This is a genomic window from Microbacterium sp. Root322 (genome assembly GCF_001425645.1).
GTDB classification, from domain to species: Bacteria; Actinomycetota; Actinomycetes; order Actinomycetales; family Microbacteriaceae; genus Microbacterium; species Microbacterium maritypicum.
In genome coordinates this window covers 325,502-343,823 of sequence record NZ_LMCS01000001.1, presented here as the reverse complement: position 1 = coordinate 343,823, position 18,322 = coordinate 325,502, and the positions used below count along the sequence as shown (strand labels likewise).

The 18,322-nt window shown below is 67.7% G+C and carries 15 protein-coding genes and 1 other RNA gene; 7 read left to right on the top strand and 9 right to left on the bottom strand.

Going from position 1 to position 18,322, the window contains the following annotated elements:
• Positions 1-3 precede the first annotated feature (3 nt).
• A complete protein-coding gene (gene lpdA / locus ASC55_RS01655; RefSeq protein ID WP_055867882.1) occupies positions 4-1,377 on the top strand; it encodes a dihydrolipoyl dehydrogenase in 1,374 nt (457 codons plus the stop codon).
• A 67-nt stretch (positions 1,378-1,444) separates the two neighbouring features.
• A complete protein-coding gene (gene sucB / locus ASC55_RS01650; RefSeq protein ID WP_055872441.1) occupies positions 1,445-3,190 on the top strand; it encodes a 2-oxoglutarate dehydrogenase, E2 component, dihydrolipoamide succinyltransferase in 1,746 nt (581 codons plus the stop codon).
• Positions 3,191-3,199: 9 nt separating this feature from the next.
• Here sucB and ASC55_RS01645 read toward each other — a convergent pair whose 3' ends face one another.
• Positions 3,200-4,675, bottom strand: a complete 1,476-nt coding sequence (locus ASC55_RS01645; protein ID WP_055872440.1) for a hypothetical protein — start codon at positions 4,673-4,675, stop codon at positions 3,200-3,202.
• 161 nt (positions 4,676-4,836) lie between these two features.
• Here ASC55_RS01645 and ASC55_RS01640 point away from each other — a divergent pair, with 161 nt between their 5' ends.
• A complete protein-coding gene (locus ASC55_RS01640) occupies positions 4,837-5,547 on the top strand; it encodes a DUF4191 domain-containing protein (RefSeq protein WP_055867876.1) in 711 nt (236 codons plus the stop codon).
• 59 nt (positions 5,548-5,606) lie between these two features.
• Here ASC55_RS01640 and ASC55_RS01635 read toward each other — a convergent pair whose 3' ends face one another.
• Positions 5,607-6,794 (bottom strand): RimK family alpha-L-glutamate ligase, encoded by a 1,188-nt coding sequence (locus tag ASC55_RS01635; protein ID WP_017830470.1) that lies wholly within the window; start codon positions 6,792-6,794, stop codon positions 5,607-5,609.
• 17 nt (positions 6,795-6,811) lie between these two features.
• On the opposite strand from ASC55_RS01635, the gene ASC55_RS01630 reads away from it, so the two are divergent.
• On the top strand, positions 6,812-7,300 hold the full coding sequence (locus ASC55_RS01630) for an ATP-dependent zinc protease family protein (protein WP_036323483.1): 489 nt from the start codon (positions 6,812-6,814) through the stop codon (positions 7,298-7,300).
• Positions 7,301-7,318: 18 nt separating this feature from the next.
• Here ASC55_RS01630 and ASC55_RS01625 read toward each other — a convergent pair whose 3' ends face one another.
• Positions 7,319-7,747, bottom strand: a complete 429-nt coding sequence (locus ASC55_RS01625; protein ID WP_031206091.1) for an RDD family protein — start codon at positions 7,745-7,747, stop codon at positions 7,319-7,321.
• A gap of 147 nt (positions 7,748-7,894) precedes the next feature.
• Between ASC55_RS01625 and glnA (ASC55_RS01620) the strand changes: the two genes are divergently transcribed.
• On the top strand, positions 7,895-9,319 hold the full coding sequence (gene glnA / locus ASC55_RS01620; protein ID WP_017830467.1) for a type I glutamate--ammonia ligase: 1,425 nt from the start codon (positions 7,895-7,897) through the stop codon (positions 9,317-9,319).
• Between the two features lie 202 nt (positions 9,320-9,521).
• The gene (locus tag ASC55_RS01615; protein ID WP_235562500.1) at positions 9,522-10,655 is read left to right on the top strand and encodes an AI-2E family transporter; all 1,134 of its coding nucleotides are present in this window, start codon (positions 9,522-9,524) and stop codon (positions 10,653-10,655) included.
• A 34-nt stretch (positions 10,656-10,689) separates the two neighbouring features.
• On the opposite strand, the gene ASC55_RS01610 is transcribed toward ASC55_RS01615, so the two are convergent.
• The 4 genes from ASC55_RS01610 to ASC55_RS01595 are packed head-to-tail and all read right to left on the bottom strand — an operon-like array spanning position 10,690 to position 16,210.
• On the bottom strand, positions 10,690-11,610 hold the full coding sequence (locus tag ASC55_RS01610) for a diacylglycerol/lipid kinase family protein (RefSeq protein WP_055872439.1): 921 nt from the start codon (positions 11,608-11,610) through the stop codon (positions 10,690-10,692).
• Between the two features lie 50 nt (positions 11,611-11,660).
• Entirely contained in the window at positions 11,661-14,636 is a 2,976-nt protein-coding gene (locus ASC55_RS01605; RefSeq protein ID WP_055872438.1) for a bifunctional [glutamine synthetase] adenylyltransferase/[glutamine synthetase]-adenylyl-L-tyrosine phosphorylase, read from the bottom strand.
• Positions 14,637-14,645: 9 nt separating this feature from the next.
• On the bottom strand, positions 14,646-15,983 hold the full coding sequence (gene glnA / locus ASC55_RS01600) for a type I glutamate--ammonia ligase (RefSeq protein WP_017830463.1): 1,338 nt from the start codon (positions 15,981-15,983) through the stop codon (positions 14,646-14,648).
• A 2-nt stretch (positions 15,984-15,985) separates the two neighbouring features.
• A complete protein-coding gene (locus tag ASC55_RS01595) occupies positions 15,986-16,210 on the bottom strand; it encodes a hypothetical protein (protein ID WP_017830462.1) in 225 nt (74 codons plus the stop codon).
• Between the two features lie 68 nt (positions 16,211-16,278).
• Between ASC55_RS01595 and ppgK the strand changes: the two genes are divergently transcribed.
• A complete protein-coding gene (gene ppgK, locus ASC55_RS01590) occupies positions 16,279-17,025 on the top strand; it encodes a polyphosphate--glucose phosphotransferase (protein ID WP_055867859.1) in 747 nt (248 codons plus the stop codon).
• A 98-nt stretch (positions 17,026-17,123) separates the two neighbouring features.
• Here the strand turns inward: ppgK and ASC55_RS01585 are convergent, their stop codons facing one another.
• The gene (locus ASC55_RS01585; RefSeq protein ID WP_055872437.1) at positions 17,124-17,780 is read right to left on the bottom strand and encodes a YoaK family protein; all 657 of its coding nucleotides are present in this window, start codon (positions 17,778-17,780) and stop codon (positions 17,124-17,126) included.
• A 152-nt stretch (positions 17,781-17,932) separates the two neighbouring features.
• Positions 17,933-18,289, bottom strand: an RNA gene (rnpB, locus tag ASC55_RS04865) — RNase P RNA component class A.
• Positions 18,290-18,322: the final 33 nt, after the last annotated feature.

Below are 18,322 nucleotides of genomic sequence, written 5' to 3'. Positions count from 1 at the left end.
CATATGACAACCCACACCTTCGACATCGTCGTCCTGGGCGGCGGCAGCGGCGGTTATGCCGCGGCACTGCGGGCGAGTGAGCTCGGCAAGTCCGTCGCGCTGATCGAGAAGGACAAGGTCGGAGGGACCTGCCTGCACCGCGGGTGCATCCCGACCAAGGCGCTGCTGCATGCCGCAGAGGTCGCCGACCATGTGCGCGATGCCGCGTCCGTGGGCGTGACCGCAGCACTGCAGGGCATCGACACCGCCGGGGTCCGCGCCTACCGCGAAGGGATCGTCGCCAAGAAGTTCAAGGGCCTCGAGGGACTCGTCAAGGCCCGCGGGATCACCACGGTCGCCGGACTCGGCCGCCTGAACGCGGATCGCAGCGTCAGCGTCGGCGACGACGTCTACGTGGGGACGGATGTGGTGCTCGCCACCGGCTCCTACAGCCGCTCCCTCCCCGGCCTCGAGATCGGCGGCCGGATCCTCACCAGCGAGCAGGCTCTCGCTCTGGACGTCGTGCCCGACCACGTGCTCATCCTCGGAGGGGGTGTGATCGGTGTCGAGTTCGCGAGCGTCTGGCGCTCCTTCGGATCCGAGGTCACCATCATCGAGGCGCTCCCGCACCTCGTCCCGAACGAGGACATCGCCCTCAGCAAGGGGCTGGAGCGCGCATTCCGTCGTCGCGGCATCAAGTACTCCCTCGGCACCCGCTTCCAGAGCGTCGTGCAGGACGAGTCCTCCGTCACGCTGACGCTCGAAGACGGCACGCAGTTCACCGCCGACTACCTCCTCGTCGCCGTCGGTCGCGGTCCCGTCACGGCCGATCTCGGTTTCGAAGAGGCAGGTGTGACCCTCGATCGTGGATTCGTGATCGTCGACGAAGATCTGCGCACCGGTGTACCGGGCCTCTGGGCCGTCGGTGACATCGTGCCCGGCCTCCAACTCGCGCACCGTGGATTCCAGCAGGGCATCGCGGTCGCCGAACGGATCGCCGGACTCTCGCCTGCCAACATCCCGGATGCGCAGATCCCCAAGGTCACGTATTCGAGCCCCGAGGTCGCCTCGGTCGGTGTGACCGAGGCCGCCGCCGCCGCCGAGCACGGCGCGGACGCGATCGTCGCCTACGAGTACAACCTCGCCGGCAACGGCAAGAGCGAGATCATCGGAACCGGTGGTCTCGTGAAGGTCGTCCGTCTCAAGGACGGGCCCGTCATCGGTGTGCACCTGCTCGGCGATCGTGTCGGCGAGCTCATCACCGAGGGGCAGCTCGCCGTCGCCTGGGAGGCGCACCCGGAGGACATCGCTCCTCTGATCCACGCGCACCCTACCCAGAGCGAGGCGCTCGGCGAGGCCTTCCTGGCTCTGGCCGGCAAGCCCCTGCACGCCCTCTGAGCACCAACCGGTGCCCGAGTCACTAAGCTAGACAAGCGTCATACAACTTCCTGAAGGAGACTCAGTCATGAGCACATCCGTCGTCCTCCCCGCTCTCGGCGAGAGCGTCACAGAGGGTACGGTCACCCGCTGGCTCAAGCAGGTGGGAGACACCGTGCAGGCGGACGAGGGCCTGCTCGAGATCTCGACCGACAAGGTCGACACCGAGATCCCCTCCCCCGTCAGCGGCGTGATCGAGGAGATCCTCGTGGCCGAGGACGAGACCGTCGAGGTCGGCGCTCTCCTCGCGCGCATCGGTGATGGCAGCGCTGCGGCCCCGGCTGCAGATGCCCCCGCCGCCGCGGCCCCCGCCGCAGAAGAGGCACCGGCCCCCGCCGCTGAGGCTCCCGCTGCCGAAGCACCGGCCGCAGAGGCTGCACCCGCGGCACCCGCCGGCGATGCGACCGACATCGTTCTTCCCGAGCTGGGTGAGAGCGTCACCGAGGGCACCGTCACCCGCTGGCTCAAGCAGGTGGGTGACAGCATCGCCGTCGACGAGGCTCTTCTGGAGATCTCCACCGACAAGGTCGACACCGAGATCCCCTCGCCGGTCGCCGGCGTGCTGCAGGAGATCGTCGCCGGCGAAGACGAGACCGTCGCTGTCGGCGCCGTGCTGGCACGTGTCGGCTCTGGTGCCGCACCCGCCGCCGAAGCACCCGCGGCCCCGGCACCCGCTGCCGCTCCGGCACCCGCCGCTGCCCCGGCACCCGCTGCTGCTCCGGCACCTGCTGCTGCAGCCCCGGCACCCGCCGCTGCTCCGGCACCTGCTGCAGCTCCGGCACCTGCTGCTGCAGCTCCGGCACCCGCGGCTCCGGCACCTGCTGCTGCAGCCCCGGCTCCCGCCGCGACGAAGCTCGCACTCCCGACAGAGAACGACAACCTCTACGTGACCCCGCTCGTGCGCCGTCTGGCGTCGCAGCAGGGCGTGGACCTGGCTTCGGTCACCGGCACCGGTGTGGGTGGTCGTATCCGTAAGGAAGACGTGCTGAAGGCCGCGGAGACCGCGACGGCGGCACCTGCTGCTGCAGCCCCGGCTCCCGCTCCGCTCGAGGTCTCGCCCCTGCGCGGCACGACGCAGCCGATGTCGCGTCTGCGCAAGGTGCTCGCCAAGCGTGCTGTCGAGTCGATGCAGCAGACGGCTCAGCTGACCACGGTCGTCGAGGTCGATGTCACTGCCCTCGCCGACTACCGCGACAGCGTGAAGGCGTCGTTCCTGGAGAAGACGGGCGACAAGCTCTCCTTCCTGCCGTTCTTCGCTCTCGCCACGGCTGAGGCGCTGCAGGCGTTCCCGATCGTCAACGCGACCGTCGACGGCGAGAACATCGTCTACCCCGCCAGCGAGAACGTGTCGATCGCCGTCGACACCGAGCGCGGTCTGCTCACGCCGGTGCTGCGCGACGCCGCTTCGAAGAACATCGCGCAGATCGCACACGAGATCGCCGATCTCGCCGCGCGTACCCGCGACAACAAGCTGAAGCCCGATGAGCTTGCCGGCGGCACGTTCACGCTGACCAACACCGGTTCGCGTGGCGCCCTGTTCGACACTCCTGTCGTGTTCCTGCCCCAGTCGGCGATCCTGGGTACCGGCACGGTCGTCAAGCGTCCGGGTCTCGTGAAGGTCGGGGGTGCTGATGCGATCGCCGTCCGGTCGTACGTGTACCTCGCGCTCTCCTACGACCACCGGATCATCGACGGCGCCGACGCAGCCCGATTCCTGGGCGCGGTGAAGGCCCGCCTCGAGTCGGCGCAGTTCGCCGCTCAGCTCGGCGCCTGACCGCACGAGTCATCCTGGCTGGTCCGCGACGTCATAGACGTCGCGGACCAGCCATTTCTCTTCTGTGCGGATGAGGACGACGATCGTCTGATCGGTCCCTTGGCCCTCCGCGTCTCCCTCCGCGTCATCCACCCCACTCGTCCGAAGGCGTACCACCGCGACGTCCCCGTACTCGTCCACGAGTTCGGGGCTCGGCTTCACCGGATCCACACTGCCAAGAGCCCCCATGACGTTCTCGGCGTCGCCGGCCACGGCATCCGTGCAGGAGGTATCGCCCTGGGCGCGGCAGTCCGCGATCGCACGCAGGAGAGATGGCACGGCGCCGAGGGGATCCTCCTCGGCGGAGGAGGACTCCGACCTCGAGGCCTCTCCGCCCGCGGGAGCTGCTCTCGGGGGCGGTGTGCTCGCCGACGCTGCATCTCCCCCCGGCGCCGACGACCGCGTCTGAGAGCTGCCATCTGCTGCCCCGTCGGCCTTCCCTGCTTCTTCGCCGTCAGGCCAGAGAAGCCCTCCGGCGAGCACCAGAGCCGCGGCCACCCCCGCCACCAGCACTGATCTCTTCCGCCGGTCTGCTGTCGTCTCAGACTGCCCTGCCCCGCTGTTCCGAGGTCGTGTGCGAACGGGACGGGTTCGTCGTCTGTCCTCCAGTCGCGCATGGATCGCCTCGACGAACACGCGGAGAGCATCGCGGATCGCGTCCCGTCTGCGGCTCCCCCGATGCGGTTCACTGGTGCGGACGCGATCCGCACGCAGACGGAGCGCACCCTGACGGTCCTGGGGAACACCTGGCGCGGTCGCGCGAGCGAGGTCTCGTGCGCGCTCGGGAGCGTGGAGTTCGCGCTCGAGCGGCTGCGGAGCCGCGATGTCGAGCATCGACCGCTCCCACGAATCGATGAGCGTGCGAGGAAGTCGCGGATGGGTGAGAGTCTTCTCCAATCCGTCCTCGACAGCACCCAGCACGCGCGTGAGCGCCTTGTCGGGAGTCTGCTCCCTCAGGCTCTCGAGGATCTCCATGACTCCTGCTCTGGCGTCAGGACCATCTCCGAGCACGAAGACAGGACGCCCTCCGTCTGTCAGCCACCACGTGCCGGTGCGTGCGCCGCCGGCCCCCTCTCCCAACTCGTCGAGACCCCGCAGAAGGCTGACGACGAGCGTGCTGGATTCACCGGGGGTGATGTTCCCTCCCGCCGCGGATCGCCGGCCCAGGAACCCCCGCACCCGCTCCGTGCACCACGGAAGCAACGCATCGTGCCCTCCCCTACGACGACTGACATCGATGGGCGCCGCGATGTGCTCGGCTCCCGCGAACCGCCATCCGTCCCAGCCGCGGAGGATCGCTGCGTCCATCCGCACAGCGACGCCTTCCCCCTGGGTCACCAGCGTGCCCGAGAACGGCCCCTCGGTCGGATCGAGCGTCCTCACCACGCGATGCGCCCCTGGTACGAGTGGCGCCCCACGGCCGTCGTCGATCGCGATGTCGTTCATCTCCCCATCACAGCGCAGGAGGCGCTTTCGTCACCGGGTTCGGAGGCGACCCGGGCGGATTCCGGCTGAGCCCCCGATGTGCAGGAGGAGTGAGAGGCGCCCGCTCCGCTTCGCGCGAACGTCGACATCACGAGGCCGTCGGACTCGGTAGGCTGGTCCTCATGGCAAAGAGTGCTCCTGAACCCGAAAAGCGTCCTGGGTTCTTCTCCCAGATCAAGTCCCTCTTCCGGTTCACACGTGAGGCCTACTCATGGCTTCCGTGGGCGCAGGCCGCGATCCTCATCGGCGGCGTGCTGCTCGGCCTCGTCGCCGGCTATCTCATCCCGCCCTTCCAGATCTGGACGCTCGTCCTCTGGGGCATCACCGGTCTCATGCTCGGCATCCTCGGCGCCCTGTTCCTGATGACGCGCCTGTCGACCTCGGCCATGTACAGCAAGATCGACGGCATGCCCGGCGCCACCGGTCATGTGCTCAGCACCAGCCTGGGTCGCAGCTGGCAGGCGTCCGAGACGCCCGTCGGCATCAACCCGAAGACGCAGGAAGCCGTCTACCGCACCATCGGCCGCGGTGGCATCGTGGTCGTCGGCGAAGGCGCACGCGGTCGGCTGACCCGCCTCGTGAACGAAGAGCGCAGCAAGGCCCAGCGCGTCGCGCACGGCGTTCCCGTCACGGTTCTCTACGTCGGTCACGGCGATGACGAGGTGGCGATCGCCGATCTCTCAAAGACGATCAAGAAGCTCCCGAAGGTGATCGACAAGGCCACGATGGCCGCCGTCATCCGCCGCGTGGACTCCGTGTCGCAGTCGCTGTCGTCGCTGCCGATCCCGAAGGGCATCGACCCGACCAAGGTGCGCTCCCAGCGTCCTCGTTGAGCTCGCGCACACGAGCCTCGAGCGCGGCCGTCCTCCTATGAGGGCGGCCGCGCTCTGTTTCACTCGGAGAGCGGCTGCCGCGGCAGACGACGGACCTTCGCACGACGGCGACGACGCTCCGGGACCATCGAGCGCATCTCGTCGAGCTTGCCGAAGCAGAACAGGCGGTCATCCGCTTCCAGCACGACGTGCTTGCGCGGGTTGGGGATCACGCTGACACCGCGGTGCAGCGTGAGAACCGTGATGTCCCGTTCCCACAGACCTGCTTCGCCCAGGGTCTTCCCGACCAGGTCGACCGCGCCGTGCACCATGAGTTCGGCGACGCCGTAGCCCGTCGAGACCGTCAGGCGCTGGCGCACGTCGATCTCGGGGAACGCCACCTGACCGGCGATGTAGTCGATGATGGCGCCCGCGACGTCGAGCTTCGTCGCCGTCTCGATGCCCTGCAGCCCTGGAGAGGAGTTGACCTCCATCACCAGCGGACCGTCATCGCCTTCGAGCATGTCGACGCCGGCCACGCGCAGGCCCATGATCTGGGCGGAGCGCACGGCTGCGCGCTCGTAGACGGGGTCGAGCTCGATGGCCTCCACCGAACCGCCGCGGTGCACGTTCGATCGGAACTCGTCTCCTGCCGCCGATCGTCGCATGGCGGCGACGACGCGATCGCCGACGACCAGCGCTCTGATGTCCCGGCCACGGCTCTCGGAGATGAACTTCTGGATGAGCACGTTCTGCTTGGTGGAGTGCAGGGTCTCGATGATCGCCTCGGCGACCTTCACCTGTGGTGCGAGGATGACCCCGATCCCCTGCGTGCCCTCCAGGAGCTTGATGACCACGGGCGCTCCACCAACACGCTCGATCGCAGGGCGCACGTCCGCACGGTTGCGCACGAATGCCGTGGGCGGCATCGCGATGTTGTGGCGGGAGAGGATCTGGTTCGCGCGCAGCTTGTCGCGGGCGCTCGAGATCCCGTTCGCGGTGTTCGGCGTGTAGACGTCCATCTGCTCGAACTGTCGCACGACGGCCGTGCCGAAGTATGTGATCGAGTTGCCGATGCGCGGCAGGATCGCGTCGTAGTCGCTGAGCTGACGACCTCGATAGTGCAGGTCCGGTTCCTCGGCGGTGAGGTCGATCGCGAAGCGCAACGTATTGAGCACCTTGACGTTGTGCCCGCGCTGAAGCGCGGCTGCACGCAGCCGCTGGGTGGAGTACGCCTGCGGCGCGCGGGAGAGCACTGCGATCTTCACGGGGATTTCCTGCCAGGATGTATCAGGTGAGTAGGTCTACCCATTCAAACACCCTTACGGGGTGGCGAGAGTGGGTGAGCCTGCCCGATCTCGGCGTCGACTGGCTCAAAGCCAAGATCGACACCGGTGCGCGCACCTCGTCGCTGCACGCTTTCGACATCGTCGAGTTCGAACAGGACGAGCAGCCCTGGGTCCGTTTCAAGGTCAAACCCTGGCAGGACAGCCAAGAGGACGCGGTCGTCGTCGAGTTGCCGGTCCACGATCGTCGCGCGGTACGGAGCTCTTCCGGTCATGCCCAGGAGCGACTCGTCGTCGAACTGCTCATCCGTCTCGTGGACCGCGAGGTGCTGGCCGAGGTGACTCTGAGCAATCGCGACGAGATGGGTTTCCGGATGCTCATCGGACGTGAGGCTCTGCGCCGCGGGTACATCGTCGATCCTGCGCGCTCGTTCCTCGGTGGAAGGGCGCCGCGCGAGGCACGCCGGCGCAACCGCGGGCGCGCCTGAATCCGCCCGACCGCGTGGTCAGGTGCGGATCAGAACCGTGCCGACCGCCTTGTCGTGCAGACCGCGCTGATCGGCGTCCCAGATCACGGCCGGCACGACCACCACGAGCAGGAGCGTGCGCACGATCGGACGCCACAGTCCGACCCAGCTGCCGTCCATGCGCGCCAGACGCATGCCGAGGATACGGTGCCCCGGGCTGCCGCCCGCGGTCGGGATGAAGACGATCTGCAGCACCGCGAACACCAGCATCGGAGCGAACTGGCTCAGGCCGGCTTCCGTCGGCAGCGCGAACTGGTTGAATCCGAGGAATCCGGTGGCGATGATCGTCGCCGCCGCGTAGTCGATCAGGAGGGCACCGATGCGGCGTCCGGGGCGGGCGATGCTCCCGGAGCCGGATTCGGGGAGTCCGAGTCGTTCACCGGGGTACGCGTTCACAGCATCCGTCACTCCCCCAGCCTACCCAGCGCGATATGCCGCGCTGACGCCGTCGCGCCTGTAACACGCCCGAAACAAAGCGGATACCGTAGAGAAATCCCCCGTCCGTACTCTGCAGAGTGGCCGTGAAGCCATCGATCCGCATTACAGGAGTCGTACATGTTCAAAGATTCGTCCGAGGTACTGACCTACATCAAGGAGAACGACGTCAAGTTCCTTGACATCCGTTTCACCGATCTCCCGGGTGTTCAGCAGCACTTCAACATTCCTGCATCGACGGTCGACGAGGCTTTCTTCACCGACGGCCAGCTGTTCGACGGCTCCTCGATCCGTGGCTTCGCCAGCATCCACGAGTCCGACATGCAGCTCATCCCCGACGTCACGACGGCGTACGTCGACCCGTTCCGCGAGGCGAGCACACTCGTCATGCTGTTCGACATCTACAACCCGCGCACGGGCGAGATCTACTCGAAGGACCCGCGTCAGGTCGCCAAGAAGGCCGAGAAGTACCTGACCTCGACCGGCATCGCCGACACCGCGTTCTTCGCCCCCGAGGCGGAGTTCTACATCTTCGACGACGTCCGCTACAACGTCACCTCGAACTCGAGCTTCTACAGCGTCGACTCGGAAGAGGGCGCCTGGAACACCGGCCGCGAAGAAGAGGGCGGAAACCTCGCCAACAAGACGCCCTACAAGGGCGGCTACTTCCCGGTCAGCCCGGTCGACAAGACCGCTGACCTGCGCGACGACATCACCCTCAAGCTGATCGACGCCGGATTCATCCTCGAGCGCTCGCACCACGAGGTCGGCACCGGCGGCCAGCAGGAGATCAACTACCGCTTCGACACCATGGTCCACGCGGCAGACGACATCCTCAAGTTCAAGTACATCGTCAAGAACACCGCCGAGGAGTGGGGCAAGGTCGCGACCTTCATGCCCAAGCCCCTCTACGGCGACAACGGCTCGGGCATGCACACCCACCAGTCGCTGTGGAGCGACGGCAAGCCGCTGTTCTACGATGAGGCCGGCTACGGACAGCTCAGCGACATCGCGCGCTGGTACATCGGCGGCATCCTGGCGCACGCGCCCGCGCTGCTCGCCTTCACCAACCCGACGCTGAACAGCTACCACCGTCTGGTCAAGGGCTTCGAGGCTCCGGTCAACCTGGTCTACTCGGCCGGAAACCGCTCCGCCGCGATCCGCATCCCGATCACGGGCTCGAACCCGAAGGCCAAGCGCATCGAGTTCCGTGCGCCCGACGCGTCCGGCAACCCGTACCTCGCCTTCGCCGCACAGCTCATGGCCGGCCTCGACGGCATCAAGAACCGCATCGAGCCGCATGAGCCGGTCGACAAGGACCTCTACGAGCTTCCCCCCGAGGAGGCCAAGGACATCCCGCAGGTCCCGAACTCCCTGCTCGACTCGCTCGACGCGCTGGCGGCCGACCACCAGTTCCTCCTCGAGGGCGGCGTGTTCACCAAGGAGCTCATCGAGACCTGGATCTCCTACAAGTACGAGAACGAGATCCTGCCGATGGCGCAGCGTCCGCACCCGTTCGAGTACGAGCTGTACTTCGGCGTCTGACGACCAGAACATCGCGAAGAGCCCGTCTCAGCTTCCGCTGGGCGGGCTCTTCCGCATTGTCGAGCGATGTCGGATCGACGCTCGAGTGACGTCGCGAACACCGGAGGTCGCCACACCGCGTCATCGGCTTGACCGCGCGGCATCCCGGGTGGTCAACTGGTGAGTCTGACCATCGACCGGGGGAATCATGCGCCGTAGAAGAGTGACCGCGAACACCGAGCTGCGCACCCCGGCCGACCCCCGGCCCTCGCAGCCCTCGAATGCGGTCGCCGCATACGCCAGGACCAACCCGTTCATGTTCGGGCTGCTGGGTGCCCTCGGCGTGCTGGTGGCTCTGGGTATCGGAAGCGTCGTCGGCCAGCTCGCGACCGTGCTCGTCTACATTGGCGTCGCGGTGTTCCTCGCGCTCGGCCTCGATCCGATCGTCACCTTCATCGAGAAGAAGCTCCCCCGCCCCGCCGCCGTCACGATCGTGGTGGCCGGGGTCATCCTCGCTTTCGCCGGCATCATCCTCGCCATCGTCCCGATCCTCGTCGAGCAGATCAGCAATCTGATCAAGGACGGCCCGCGGATGATCGAGGACTTCATGGCCAGCGCCTGGTTCAAGGACGTCAGCGGTCAGTTCGGCTCCACGATCGACGATGCCGTGCAGGGCGTCCTCAGCTTCGTGAAGGACCCGAACAACTTCCTCGACATCGGCGGCGGCGTGTTCGCGGTGGGTGCGGGAATCGCCGGCGGCTTCACCGGGATCACGATCGTCCTGATCCTGACGCTCTACTTCATGGCGTCGCTGCGCAGCATGAAGCACGTCGCCGCCCGCTTCGTCCCGGCCTACCAGCGCGACACCTTCAGCAGCCTCCTCGAAGACGTCTCCGGCGCCGTCGGTCGCTACGTCATCGGTCAGGTGAGCCTCGCGCTCGTCAACGGAATCCTGAGTCTCATCTTCCTCAGCATCATCGGCGCCCCGGTGCCGGCCCTGCTCGCGCTCATCGCGTTCATCGGCTCGATGATCCCGTTGGTCGGAACGCTGACCGCGTCGATCATCAACTCGCTGATCTGCCTCTTCGTCTCTCCGCTGACGGCGCTGATCGCGATCATCTACTACCTCATCTACATGCAGATCGAGGCCTACGTGCTCTCGCCGCGCATCATGAGCAAGGCCGTCGCCGTGCCCGGCGCCCTCGTGGTGATCGCCGCGGTCGCCGGTGCCGCGCTGGGCGGCATTCTGGGCGCACTCGTCGCGATCCCCGTCGCCGCGAGCATCATCATCATCATTCAGAAGGTGACCTTCCCCGCGCAGGATCGGAAGATCGTCCCGCCGCCCGTCACCCGCTGAGAGGACGGCGCCGGGACGGCGAGCTCGATGATCCTCAGCGGACCAGCAGCGCACCAGGCTCGACGCGCACGTCGAACGCGGTGACCTCGCCCATCTCCTCGCCATCGATCTCGAACACGAGCGGCGTCTTCAGCTCGACCGAGATGGTCTCGACGGGCAGATGACGAGCGGAATCGGTGCTGACAGCCTCATCCGTGGCGCCGAAGAGTCGGCGGATACCGTTGTCCCACACGAACGAGCGCAGCGTGTCGAGCCACTGCAGCGCGCCGTCGGCGCTGATCATGAGCACATCGAGCTTGCCGTCGTCGAGAACCGCGTCCGGGAGCAGACGGATGCCGCCCTGCACCATGCCGCAGTTGCCGATGAGCATGGTGTGCCCTCGCACGGCGACAGCCTTCTCGCCGTCGATCCCCAGGGTGATGTCGGTCATCTCGGTGCCGGCCAGTGCACGGCCCATCGCCTCGACGTAGGCCAGCCACCCGGCCTTGGACTTGAGGTCGTCGTCGGTCTCCACCAGCATCTGCGCATCGACGCCGAACCCGACCATCACGGCGAACGCGTGCTCGGTGCCGTCGTACGAGACCCAGCCCAGGTCGATGCGTCGAGGCTCGGCGTCGCGAACACGCTCCAGCGCGGCCTTCACGTTGTTCAGCGGGACCTCGAGGTTGCGCGCGAGGAGGTTGCCCGTCCCCTGCGGCACGATCCCGAGAGCAGTCTCCGATCCCGCCAACGACTCGGCCACAGCCCGCACGGTGCCGTCTCCACCGACCGCGATCACGATGTCGCGGCCTTCCTCGCGGGCCTCGCGAGCCATGCCGCGGCCCGGGTCCTCCGGGGTGGTCTCCCACCAGCGGATGTCGTACTGATCATCGAACACACCGCTCACCGCGGTCTGCAGAACCTCCTGCTCGACCTTCGAAGGGTTCCAGACGATGCCGATTCGCGCGTGGGTCATATCGTCAGCTTGGGACACCTCGTCCGATACCGCAAACTGAGGCTGCTCGATCAGCCGTAGAAGAGCTGCTCGAACGTCTTGCGTGCACGCCGCGTCACACCGAGGTAGTCCTCTTCGAGCTCGGTCGCCGAGCGGTCGGGATACCCGAGCAGTCTCCCGATCGCGTCGAGCTGCCTGCGGTCCGCGGGCAGCACATCGCTGGTCTGACCGGTCAGCAGGGTGATCGCCGACCGGAGACGGCTGGAGAGCAGCCAGGCCTCACGAAGACGTGTGGCATCCTCCTCGGTCACGAAGTCCGCTGCCACCGCGGCCTCGAGCGCACCGAGGGTCGACGTCGTGCGCAGTCCGGGGACGGCGTGCGCGTGCTGCAGCTGCAACAGCTGGACGAGCCATTCCACGTCACTGAGCGAACCGGGCCCGAGCTTCAGGTGACGCCGGGGATCTGCGCCCTGCGGCAACCGCTCCCCCTCGACCCTCGCCTTGATGCGCTTGATCTCGCGTGTGCCCTGCAAGTCGACCGACTCCGGGTAGCGGATCGTGTCGGCCAGTGCCGTGAACCGCGCGATCAGCTTGGCGCTCCCCGCCACGCCGCGGGCCCGGAGCAGCGCCTGGGCCTCCCACGAGAGCGACCAGCGCCGGTAGTACTCCGTGTATGCCTCGATGGACCGCACGACGGGGCCGTTGCGCCCCTCGGGGCGCAGGTCGGCATCGAGGTCCAGCGGCAGGCGGTGGTCGGTGAGATGCTCGCGCAGCCCCGCCACGATCTGCGTCGCGAGTTTCTGCGCGCGCTGCGGATCGACGCCGTTCGCGTCGTAGACGTAGAGGATGTCGGCGTCGGAGCCGAAGCCCAGCTCGGCGCCGCCGAAGCGTCCCATCGCGATGACCGCGAAATCCAGCGCCTCGTCCTCCGGCGGAACGACATCACGGATCACCGCACGCAGGGCCGCCTGGATCGTGGCCTCGGTGATCTCGGTGAGCGCCGTGGCGACCTCCTCGATCGTGAGGACGTCGAGGACAGCCCCCATCGCCGTGCGCAGCAGCTCCCGCCTGCGTAGCGCCCTGACGGCGCGCAGGGCGTCGCCGATCGTCTCGTGGCGCGTCTGTATCGCGCGCGCCTCCTCGTCCAGCGCAGCGGCACCACGAGGCCGCAGGCGTCCCGTGCTGTCCAACCAGGCCACAGATTCCGGGATCCACTCCAGGAGCTCGCCGATGTAGCGCGAGGAGGACAGCAGCCGGGTGAGGCTCTCAGCCGCGCCGGAGGAGTCGCGCAGCATCCGCAGGAACCAGGGGGTGTCCCCGAGACGCTCGCTGATGCGGCGGAAGGCGAGCAGCGCATAATCCGGATCGCTGCCGTCTGCGAACCACCGCACCATGATGGGCATCAGGTGGCGCTGGATCGTCGCCTTGCGACTGAGGCCGCTCGTGAGGGCGCCGATGTGGCGCAGGGCTCCCGCCGGATCGCGGAACCCGATCGCCGCCAGGCGGTCGTGTGCCTGGGCGGCGGAGAGCGTGCGCTCCTCCTCCGGCAGGCCGGCGACGGCGCTCAGCAGCGGACGGTAGAACAGGCGGGTGTGGATCTCACGCACCTCGCGTCGCACGCTCTCCCAGCGCGCCCACACCCGCTCACCGCTCTCGGCGAGTCCGGTGCCCCTCGCCAGGGTCCGCAGGCCGGCGGGAGTGCGCGGCATCAGATGCGTGCGGCTGAGCTCGCGCAACTGGAGGCGATGCTCCATGAGCCGGAGCAGCCGATAGTCGTCGGCGAACGCGGCGGCGTCGACCCGCCCGATGTAGCCGCCCTCGACGAGCGCGTCGAGGCTCTCGAGCGTGCCACGGGTGCGCAGCGACTCATCGGTGAGGCCGTGCACGAGCTGCAGCAGTTGCACGGTGAACTCGATGTCGCGCAGGCCGCCGGCGCCGAGCTTGAGCTGGTACGGGGCGTCCTCGGGATCGATGTGCTCCATCACGCGCTCGCGCATGCGCTGCACGCTCTCGACGAAGTCCTGTCGGGCGGCGCTGGACCAGATCTTCGGCTGCACCGCGGCGATGTACTCGGCGCCGAGCTCGGCGTCGCCGGCGAGCGGGCGTGCCTTGAGCAGGGCCTGGAACTCCCAGCTCTTCGCCCAGCGGTCGTAGTAGGCCAGATGCGACGCGAGCGAGCGGACCAGAGCACCCTGCTTGCCCTCGGGACGCAGCGCGGCATCCACCTCCCACAGCGGGGGCTCCACCTCGATCGCATCGAGGTTGCGCATCGTCTCGCGCGCGAGACGGGTCGCGATGTCGATGGCGCGTGCCTCCGTGACGACCTCTTCATCGTCGCTGCCGCCGACGAAGATCACGTCGACATCGCTGACGTAGTTCAGCTCCCGCGCTCCGGCCTTTCCCATGCCGATGACGGCGAGGCGCGTCGCCGCCACTTCGCCAGGGCCCATCGAGTCCCGCAACCGGGTCCTGGCGACCGCGAGCGATGCTTCGAGCGCGGCACCGGCGATGTCCGCCAGCGCCGCCGACACCGGTGCGATGATCGTCTCCGGTGCAGGATGCGACAGGTCGTAGGCGGCGATGGCTGCGAGATTGCGCCGATATGCGACTCTGATCGCGACGACGGCTTCGTCTCCGGACGACTGCGCGAAACCGTCGTGCGCACCCACCGAAGCCAGCAGACGCTCGCGCAGTTCGTCGGACGACGGCAGAGCAGTGAGGGGGCCTTCCAGGACGGTCAGCTGGTCCGGATGACGGAGGAAGAAGTCGGCGAGCCCTTCGGACGCACCGAACACCCGCCAGACCCGTCGACGCGTCTCCTCGTCGACGAGAAGTCTCCGCAGCGGCGCCTCGTCCCGGCGCGCCACTCTGAGCAGCCCGCGCACGGCGGCATCGGGATCCGCCGCATCCGCCGCTTCGAGCAGCACGGTGCGCGGCTGGTCGAGGATGCTCGCCAGCTCCGACAGGGACGCTGCCGCCTCACTCAGCTCGGCGAAGCCGAGTCTGGCCAGCGCGGAGAGCGAGACGGAATCGTCCGGACGGGCCATGCGCCCCCCTCAGAGAAGCTCGAGGTTGTTCTTCAGCTCGAGCGGGGTGACCTGACCGCGGTAGGCCTCCCACTCCTTGCGCTTGTTGAGCAGCACGTAGTTGAACACCTGCTCCCCGAGCGTCTCGGCGACGAGTTCGGACGCCTCCATGTACTCGAGGGCGTGGTCGAGGCTCGCCGGCAGCGCCGAATAGCCCAGGGCCCGTCGCTCCGCGTCGCTGAGCGCCCAGACGTTGTCCTCGGCCTCCGGCGGCAGCTCGTATCCCTCTTCGATGCCCTTGAGCCCGGCCGCCAGCATGAGCGCGTACGCCAGGTAGGGGTTCGCGGCCGAGTCCAACGCACGGTACTCCACGCGCGACGACTGCCCCTTGTTGGGCTTGTACATCGGCACGCGCACGAGCGCGGAACGGTTGTTGTGGCCCCAGGTGATGAAGCTCGGCGCCTCGTCGCCGCCCCACAGGCGCTTGTAGGAGTTCACGAACTGGTTCGTGACGGCGGAGATCTCGTTCGCGTGCTTGAGCAGGCCCGCGATGAAGTGCCGCCCCGTCTTGGAGAGCTGGTACTTCGCGCCCTCCTCGTAGAACGCGTTCTGATCGCCCTCGAAGAGCGACATGTGCGTGTGCATGCCGCTGCCGGGCTGACCGCTGAGCGGCTTCGGCATGAACGTCGCGTAGACGCCCTGCTCGATCGCCACCTCCTTGATCACCGTGCGGAACGTCATGACGTTGTCGGCTGTGGTCAGCGCATCGGCGTAGCGCAGGTCGATCTCGTTCTGACCGGGGCCGCCCTCGTGATGGCTGAACTCGACGGAGATGCCGAGATCTTCCAGCATGCGCACGGAGCGACGGCGGAAGTCGTGCGCCGTGCCGCCGGGAACGTTGTCGAAGTAGCCGGCGGAGTCGACGGGCACGGGGCCGTCGGGTCCGAACGAGGACGACTTCAGGAGATAGAACTCGATCTCCGGATGCGTGTAGAAGGTGAATCCGGCGTCTGCGGCCTTCGCGAGCGTGCGCTTGAGCACGTGACGTGGGTCGGCGACGGCCGGCTGGCCGTCGGGGGTCGTCAGGTCGCAGAACATGCGCGCGGTCGGGTCGATCTCACCGCGCCAGGGCAGCGTCTGGAACGTCGTCGGATCGGGCTGGGCGAGCAGATCGGATTCGTAGGTGCGTGTCAGCCCCTCGATCGCCGAACCGTCGAATCCGATGCCTTCCGCGAAAGCCCCCTCGACCTCGGCGGGCGCGATGGCCACCGACTTGAGAGTGCCGATCACGTCCGTGAACCACAACCGCACGAACTTGACGCCGCGCTCCTCGATGGTCCGGAGGACGAAGTCCCTCTGCTTGTCCATGGCTACTCTGCGCCCTGGCCCTTTGCGTCGCCCTTGGCGTCCCAGCCCTGCTCGACGGCCTCTTCCTCGGCCCAGGAACGCGCGCGCTCCTTGACGACCTCGGGAGCACGGCGGGCTTCGGCCTCCGTGTCGAACGGACCGATGCGGTCGATGGCGGGCGAGATCATGCCGAACTCGATCTCGCCAGTCGCGGAGTTGTACCAGTACTTGTGGTCGCCGTCAGACATGTCTGCCCCTTCTTCACGTGATGTCATCGATCCTACTGGCGCGCACCGTGGTCGCTAAGCTATCGCCCATGGCAAAAGCGATCGGCGTCGACATCGGCGGCACGGGAATCAAAGCAGGAATCGTCGACCTCGAGCACGGCGTCATGGCATCCGACCGGGTGCGGGTCCCCACTCCCGAGGGCGCATCGCCGCAGGACGTGCTCAACGCCGTGCAGACCGTTCTGAAGACGCTCGACGTGCACGAGTCGACGCTGCCGCTCGGAGTCGCCTTCCCGGCGATCGTCAAGCGCGGCAAGACGCTCTCGGCCGCGAACGTGTCCAAGGAGTGGATCGACTTCGACGCCGAACGATTCTTCCGCGACGGCCTCGGCCGCAACATCGTGTTCGTGAACGACGCCGACGCCGCGGGTGTCGCCGAAGCCCGCCACGGAGCGGCCAGGGATGTGCGCGGCTTCACGCTCCTCACGACCCTCGGCACCGGCATCGGATCCGCATTCCTCTACGACGGGGTGCTGCTGCCGAACACCGAGCTCGGTCACCTCAACTTCCGCGAGTTCGAGTCGGTCGAGACGTACGCCGCGACGTCGGCACGCGAGCGGGAGAACCTCAGCTGGGCGGAGTGGGCCGAGCGCCTGCAGGCGTTCTACTCGCACATCGAGTTCCTGTTCAGCCCCGACCTGTTCGTGGTCGGCGGTGGCGTCTCGAAGAACGCCGGAGACTTCCTTCCGCTTCTCGACCTCAAGACGCCGATCGTCCCGGCGATCCACCGCAACAACTCGGGCATCATCGGCGCCGCATCCCTCGCCGGCGACTGATCCACGCACGTCCCTGACGCGGAAGACCCCGATGACTGCCGTAGTCATCGGGGTCTTCGCGTGTTCGCGAAGGTGCGGGCCGGAGCCTCCTCCCCCGCTCAGTCGATCGGAGGTTCCCGTCGAACGCGGGTCCTCATGGCCAGACCCACCCCGGCGGCGGCGAGCACGACGGCGGCGAGGAGCAACGCGGGGCCGCTTCCGAGCCGGTGCGCCGCGGCACCGACCACCGCGCCTCCCGCGAGGGATCCCCACAGCAGGAGAGGGCGGCGCCAGGCGGATCCGGAGCGCCCGGTGAGCAGCGCCGCGACCGCGAGACCCAGACTGACCAACGTGCCGGTCGCGTACGTGATGGCGACCCGCGCACGTCCGTCCGAGAGGTACAGGGTGTTCAGCGCCCCCATGGCGAAGGCCAGCATCCAGAACCGAGCAGGGCTCGTCGGTACCACCGCAGCGAGGACGGCGCTCAGAGCGACGGCGGACGCGGATGCCGCCACCGCCCAGGCGCGCCGTCTCCCGTTCCCGCCGATCATCGCGCCGGCGGCGACGCCCAGGACGAAAGCCACCACCAGCGTCAAGGGCAGAAGCGACGACGCCAATCCCTGCTCGAGGATGTCCACACCGGCCTGGGTCGAATTGCCGCTCATGAAGGAGACGAAGAAGCCGCCGGTGTCGATGAACCCGATCGCGTCCACATACCCCGCGACGCCGCTGAGCACCAATGACAAGGCCAGACCCCGTCGTGTGACATCTCTCATGGCGTAGACCTCATGGACGTGCCTTTCTGGGTGGCTACTCCGAGCCTAGGCGGTGCGATCCGCCGCGCCCCGGCACGCCCTCCCTGAGAACAGCGCTCTGGGCGCGCTGCCGGGAGTCGGGCGGAAGGAGACCTGATCAGATCTTCTTTATGCGAATGGGCCGACCTGTACGCCGGGTTCTGTTCCGGGGTTCTTCGCCCCTTCGACGGCCATCTCTCTCGGCGACACGTTGCCGTGGCACTCTAGCGGTCTACCCGAGGACTCGGCGAGCCGCGTCAACATCCTCTGTCTGACCTTGCTCCGGACGAGGTTTACCTGGCGGGCCATGTCACCATGGCCCCCGGTGGTCTCTTACACCACCCTTTCACCCTTACCCCTCGCGGGGCGGTCTACTCTCTGTGGCACTTTCTCGCGGATTGCTCCGGGTGGGCGTTACCCACCGTCCTGCCCTGAGGAGCCCGGACGTTCCTCGGTGCGGTTGCCCGCAACGCGGCCGTCCAGTCGACCCATTCGCGTCTCCAGTCTACGTTCTCGGAGACCCG

Excerpts from the sequence above, each read along its gene's own strand:
- lpdA (WP_055867882.1), top strand. The coding sequence starts at position 4 with ATGACAACCCACACCTTCGACATCGTCGTCCTGGGCGGCGGCAGCGGC.
- sucB (WP_055872441.1), top strand. The coding sequence starts at position 1,445 with ATGAGCACATCCGTCGTCCTCCCCGCTCTCGGCGAGAGCGTCACAGAG.
- ASC55_RS01645 (WP_055872440.1), bottom strand. The coding sequence starts at position 4,675 with ATGAACGACATCGCGATCGACGACGGCCGTGGGGCGCCACTCGTACCA.
- ASC55_RS01640 (WP_055867876.1), top strand. The coding sequence starts at position 4,837 with ATGGCAAAGAGTGCTCCTGAACCCGAAAAGCGTCCTGGGTTCTTCTCC.
- ASC55_RS01630 (WP_036323483.1), top strand. The coding sequence starts at position 6,812 with ATGTATCAGGTGAGTAGGTCTACCCATTCAAACACCCTTACGGGGTGG.
- glnA (WP_017830467.1), top strand. The coding sequence starts at position 7,895 with ATGTTCAAAGATTCGTCCGAGGTACTGACCTACATCAAGGAGAACGAC.
- ASC55_RS01610 (WP_055872439.1), bottom strand. The coding sequence starts at position 11,610 with ATGACCCACGCGCGAATCGGCATCGTCTGGAACCCTTCGAAGGTCGAG.
- ASC55_RS01605 (WP_055872438.1), bottom strand. The coding sequence starts at position 14,636 with ATGGCCCGTCCGGACGATTCCGTCTCGCTCTCCGCGCTGGCCAGACTC.
- glnA (WP_017830463.1), bottom strand. The coding sequence starts at position 15,983 with ATGGACAAGCAGAGGGACTTCGTCCTCCGGACCATCGAGGAGCGCGGC.
- ASC55_RS01595 (WP_017830462.1), bottom strand. The coding sequence starts at position 16,210 with ATGTCTGACGGCGACCACAAGTACTGGTACAACTCCGCGACTGGCGAG.
- ppgK (WP_055867859.1), top strand. The coding sequence starts at position 16,279 with ATGGCAAAAGCGATCGGCGTCGACATCGGCGGCACGGGAATCAAAGCA.
- ASC55_RS01585 (WP_055872437.1), bottom strand. The coding sequence starts at position 17,780 with ATGAGAGATGTCACACGACGGGGTCTGGCCTTGTCATTGGTGCTCAGC.